The organism is Nesterenkonia massiliensis (assembly GCF_000455245.1).
GTDB classification, from domain to species: domain Bacteria; phylum Actinomycetota; class Actinomycetes; order Actinomycetales; family Micrococcaceae; genus Nesterenkonia; species Nesterenkonia rhizosphaerae.
Window position 1 is genome coordinate 1 of record NZ_HG005180.1, and the last position, 5,431, is coordinate 5,431.

At 55.0% G+C, this 5,431-nt stretch carries 3 rRNA genes; all 3 read left to right on the forward strand.

Features of this window, described 5'->3' with window-relative positions:
* Position 1 precedes the first annotated feature (1 nt).
* Positions 2 to 1,527 (forward strand): 16S ribosomal RNA (locus tag TX78_RS12305).
* A 476-nt stretch (positions 1,528 to 2,003) separates the two neighbouring features.
* Positions 2,004 to 5,099: ribosomal RNA gene (locus TX78_RS12310) — 23S ribosomal RNA — on the forward strand.
* Between the two features lie 208 nt (positions 5,100 to 5,307).
* Positions 5,308 to 5,424, forward strand: a 5S ribosomal RNA gene (rrf, locus tag TX78_RS12315).
* The 16S, 23S and 5S rRNA genes sit together here, the layout of an rRNA operon.
* The last annotated feature ends 7 nt before the right edge of the window (positions 5,425 to 5,431 follow it).

A 5,431-nucleotide genomic window follows, 5' to 3' on the forward strand; every position in this document is an offset into this window, starting at 1 on the left:
GATGGAGAGTTTGATCCTGGCTCAGGATGAACGCTGGCGGCGTGCTTAACACATGCAAGTCGAACGATGAAGCTTCCTGCTTGCAGGAAGTGGATTAGTGGCGAACGGGTGAGTATCACGTGAGCAACCTGCCCTTGACTCTGGGATAAGCCTGGGAAACTGGGTCTAATACCGGATATAACCTCTTACCGCATGGTGAGTGGTGGAAAGCTTTTGCGGTCTTGGATGGGCTCGCGGCCTATCAGCTTGACGGTGAGGTAGTGGCTCACCGTGGCGATGACGGGTAGCCGGCCTGAGAGGGTGACCGGCCACACTGGGACTGAGACACGGCCCAGACTCCTACGGGAGGCAGCAGTGGGGAATATTGCACAATGGGCGAAAGCCTGATGCAGCGACGCCGCGTGCGGGATGACGGCCTTCGGGTTGTAAACCGCTTTCAGCAGGGAAGAAGCGCAAGTGACGGTACCTGCAGAAGAAGCGCCGGCTAACTACGTGCCAGCAGCCGCGGTAATACGTAGGGCGCGAGCGTTATCCGGAATTATTGGGCGTAAAGAGCTCGTAGGCGGTTTGCCGCGTCTGCTGTGAAAGCCCGGGGCTTAACCCCGGGTGTGCAGTGGGTACGGGCAGACTAGAGTGCAGTAGGGGAGACTGGAATTCCTGGTGTAGCGGTGAAATGCGCAGATATCAGGAGGAACACCGATGGCGAAGGCAGGTCTCTGGGCTGTTACTGACGCTGAGGAGCGAAAGCATGGGGAGCGAACAGGATTAGATACCCTGGTAGTCCATGCCGTAAACGTTGGGCACTAGGTGTGGGGGACATTCCACGTTTTCCGCGCCGTAGCTAACGCATTAAGTGCCCCGCCTGGGGAGTACGGCCGCAAGGCTAAAACTCAAAGGAATTGACGGGGGCCCGCACAAGCGGCGGAGCATGCGGATTAATTCGATGCAACGCGAAGAACCTTACCAAGGCTTGACATGGACCGGACCGCTGCAGAGATGCAGCTTCCCTTCGGGGCTGGTTCACAGGTGGTGCATGGTTGTCGTCAGCTCGTGTCGTGAGATGTTGGGTTAAGTCCCGCAACGAGCGCAACCCTTGTCCTATGTTGCCAGCACGTAAAGGTGGGGACTCATGGGAGACTGCCGGGGTCAACTCGGAGGAAGGTGGGGATGACGTCAAATCATCATGCCCCTTATGTCTTGGGCTTCACGCATGCTACAATGGCCGGTACAGTGGGTTGCGATACTGTGAGGTGGAGCTAATCCCTAAAAGCCGGTCTCAGTTCGGATCGAAGTCTGCAACTCGACTTCGTGAAGTTGGAGTCGCTAGTAATCGCAGATCAGCAACGCTGCGGTGAATACGTTCCCGGGCCTTGTACACACCGCCCGTCAAGTCACGAAAGTTGGTAACACCCGAAGCCCACGGCCCAACCGGTTTTCCGGGGGGAGTGGTCGAAGGTGGGACTGGCGATTGGGACTAAGTCGTAACAAGGTAGCCGTACCGGAAGGTGCGGCTGGATCACCTCCTTTCTAAGGAGCTGGACCCGAGTTGGGTCCGCCCAGTCAGTGATCGAATGAATTGCTCTGGGTTTGCTCATGGGTGGAATATCAAAGAATAACCCTTGATTGGGTTCACTAAGTTGGCGCACCGTGTGATGTGAGTACGCTCCCTTGTGGGGTTGGAAAGTGTTGTGTGGTGTGTTTTTTCGTGGTGTTGGCGCACTGTTGGGTCCTGGGACAACAAGTGTTGTTTCAAGGATTCCCTGCTTCAGGTAGTCACTGGCTTTTTGGTTGGTGGTGATGGTGGTGGGGGTTGTTGTTTGAGAACTGCATAGTGGACGCGAGCATCTTTGTTTCTTAACAATTTTCTGCTCACATGCTTTGTGTGTGTGAGTAGTCGTGATGTGTAGCGCTAAGGATCATCACAGTGATTGGTGCCTGCTTTGGTGGGTGTTGGTTGTTGTGGTGTTCTGTGTGTCTTTGGTGGCTTATACCATTTTTGGTTGGTGTAAGTGTTTTAGGGCGCATGGTGGATGCCTTGGCAGCAGGAGCCGATGAAGGACGTGGGAATCTGCGATAAGCCTGGTGTAGCTGATAACCGAGCGTTTGATGCCAGGATTTCCGAATGGGGAAACCCCGCAGGCTGTTATGGTCTGTGACCTCACGCTGAATGTATAGGCGTGTTGGAGGGAACGTCGGGAAGTGAAACATCTCAGTACCGACAGGAAGAGAAAACAAGAGTGATTCCGTAAGTAGTGGCGAGCGAACGCGGATGGGGCTAAACCTATGGCGTGTGATACCTGGTAGGGGTTGCGTTGTGGGGGTTGTGAGACCCGGTGTCTAAGATCTACCAGTCTTAGCGGTTGAGGTGCGGGCGTATAGATGAACACGGTTGAGTCCGTGACCAGAGAGGGTGTGAGTCCCGTAGTTGTAATGCGTTCCGCCGGCTGATCCGGTGTTCTCGAGTAGCACGCGGCTCGAGGAATCGTGTGTGAATCTGCCAGGACCACCTGGTAAGCCTGAATACTCCCTGCTGACCGATAGTGAATCAGTACCGTGAGGGAATGGTGAAAAGTACCCCGGGAGGGGAGTGAAATAGTACCTGAAACCATGTGCCTACAATCCGTCAAAGCATCCTTTGGGGTGTGATGGCGTGCCTTTTGAAGAATGAGCCTGCGAGTTAGTGCTCAGTGGCGAGGTTAACCCGTGTGGGGAATCCGTAGCGAAAGCGAGTCTGAATAGGGCGATTGAGTCGCTGGGTCTAGACCCGAAGCGGAGTGATCTACCCATGGCCAGGTTGAAGCGCGTGTAAGAGCGCGTGGAGGACCGAACCCACCTAGGTTGAAAACTGGGGGGATGAGCTGTGGGTAGGGGTGAAAGGCCAATCAAACTCTGTGATAGCTGGTTCTCCCCGAAATGCATTTAGGTGCAGCGTTGTGTGTTTCTTGCCGGAGGTAGAGCTACTGGATGGCCGATGGGCCCTACAAGGTTACTGACGTCAGCTAAACTCCGAATGCCGGTCAAGTCAGAGCACAGCAGTGAGACGGTGGGGGATAAGCTTCATCGTCGAGAGGGAAACAGCCCAGACCACCGGTTAAGGCCCCTAAGCGTGTGCTAAGTGGGAAAGGATGTGGAGTTGCTTAGACAACCAGGAGGTTGGCTTAGAAGCAGCCACCCTTGAAAGAGTGCGTAATAGCTCACTGGTCAAGTGATTCCGCGCCGACAATGTAGCGGGGCTCAAGCACACCGCCGAAACCGTGGCATTCAGTTTTTACTGGATGGGTAGGGGAGCGTCGAGCACAGCGGTGAAGCCGTGGCGGAAGCCTAGGTGGAGCGTGTTCGAGTGAGAATGCAGGCATGAGTAGCGAAAGACACGTGAGAAACGTGTCCGCCGAATGACTAAGGGTTCCAGGGTCAAGCTAATCTGCCCTGGGTTAGTCGGGACCTAAGGCGAGGCCGACAGGCGTAGTCGATGGACAACGGGTTGATATTCCCGTACCGGCGAAGAACCGCCCAAGCGAAGCCGCTGATACTAACCACCCGAATCCTATCTAAGAGCCCTTCGGGGCTTGCTGGTAGGCCTAGCGTGGGACCTGAAGTGGTGGAGCTAGCGTATTAACAGGTGTGACGCAGGAAGGTAGCCAGGCCCGGCGATGGTTGTTCCGGGTCTAAGAATGTAGGCCGATACCTAGGTAAATCCGGGTATCACTAAGGCTGAGATTTGATGGGCTTCCACTTTGGTGGGAGATCTGGTGATCCTATGCTGCCGAGAAAAGCATCGACGCGAGGTTCCAGCCGCCCGTACCCTAAACCGACACAGGTAGTCAGGTAGAGAATACCAAGGCGATCGAGAGAATCACGGTTAAGGAACTCGGCAAAATGCCCCCGTAACTTCGGGAGAAGGGGGACCACCCCGGTGACGCGCCTTGACGGTGACGGGCTGGTGGTGGTCGCAGAGACCAGGGGGAAGCGACTGTTTACTAAAAACACAGGTCCGTGCGAAGTCGTAAGACGAGGTATACGGACTGACTCCTGCCCGGTGCTGGAAGGTTAAGAGGACCTGTTAGGCGTAAGCCGAAGCGGAGAATTTAAGCCCCAGTAAACGGCGGTGGTAACTATAACCATCCTAAGGTAGCGAAATTCCTTGTCGGGTAAGTTCCGACCTGCACGAATGGAGTAACGACTTCCCCGCTGTCTCAACCGTGAACTCGGCGAAATTGCATTACGAGTAAAGATGCTCGTTACGCGCAGCAGGACGGAAAGACCCCGAGACCTTTACTATAGCTTGGTATTGGTGTTTGACATCACTTGTGTAGGATAGGTGGGAGACTGTGAAGCGGCCACGCTAGTGGTTGTGGAGTCGTCGTTGAAATACCACTCTGGTGTTGTTAGGCATCTAACTTCGGGCCCTGATCGGGTCCAGGGACAGTGCCTGGTGGGTAGTTTAACTGGGGCGGTTGCCTCCCAAAGAGTAACGGAGGCGCCCAAAGGTTCCCTCAGCCTGGTTGGCAATCAGGTGTTGAGTGTAAGTGCACAAGGGAGCTTGACTGTGAGAGAGGCATCTCGAGCAGGAACGAAAGTTGGGACTAGTGATCCGGCGGCACCGTGTGGAAGGGCCGTCGCTCAACGGATAAAAGGTACCTCGGGGATAACAGGCTGATCCTGCCCAAGAGTCCATATCGACGGCATGGTTTGGCACCTCGATGTCGGCTCGTCGCATCCTGGGGCTGGAGTTGGTCCCAAGGGTTGGGCTGTTCGCCCATTAAAGCGGTACGCGAGCTGGGTTTAGAACGTCGTGAGACAGTTCGGTCCCTATCCGCTGCGCGCGCAGGAGATTTGAGAAGGTCTGTCCTTAGTACGAGAGGACCGGGACGGACGAACCTCTGGTGTGTCAGTTGTACTGCCAAGTGCACCGCTGATTAGCTACGTTCGGGATGGATAACCGCTGAAAGCATCTAAGTGGGAAGCCGGCTTCAAGATAAGATCTCCGTCACCCTTTGAGGTGTGAAGGCTCCCTATAGACTATGGGGTTGATAGGCCAGAAATGGAAGCGTAGTAATACGTGGAGTTGACTGGTACTAATAAGCCGATCACTTACATCACCACCAATGTTTGCATGGTCATGGTGTTAAGGAACATTGCGCTTGCGTCCACTAGGCGGTCCTCGGACAACAAACCCCGCTGGTTTGTTTGTTCAGGGTTGTTGAGGTAATTGAGTATTGTCACAAGTCACGTGTTGTTGGTGTGGTTTGTGGTTGTGACCCTCTTTTTAGGTTTACATGCGCCCTGTGTGGGTGTGTGTTCTAGGGTTACGGCGGTCATAGCGTGGGGGAAACGCCCGGTCCCATCCCGAACCCGGAAGCTAAGGCCCACAGCGCCGATGGTACTGCACACGGGAGTGTGTGGGAGAGTAGGTCGCCGCCGGACACTCATT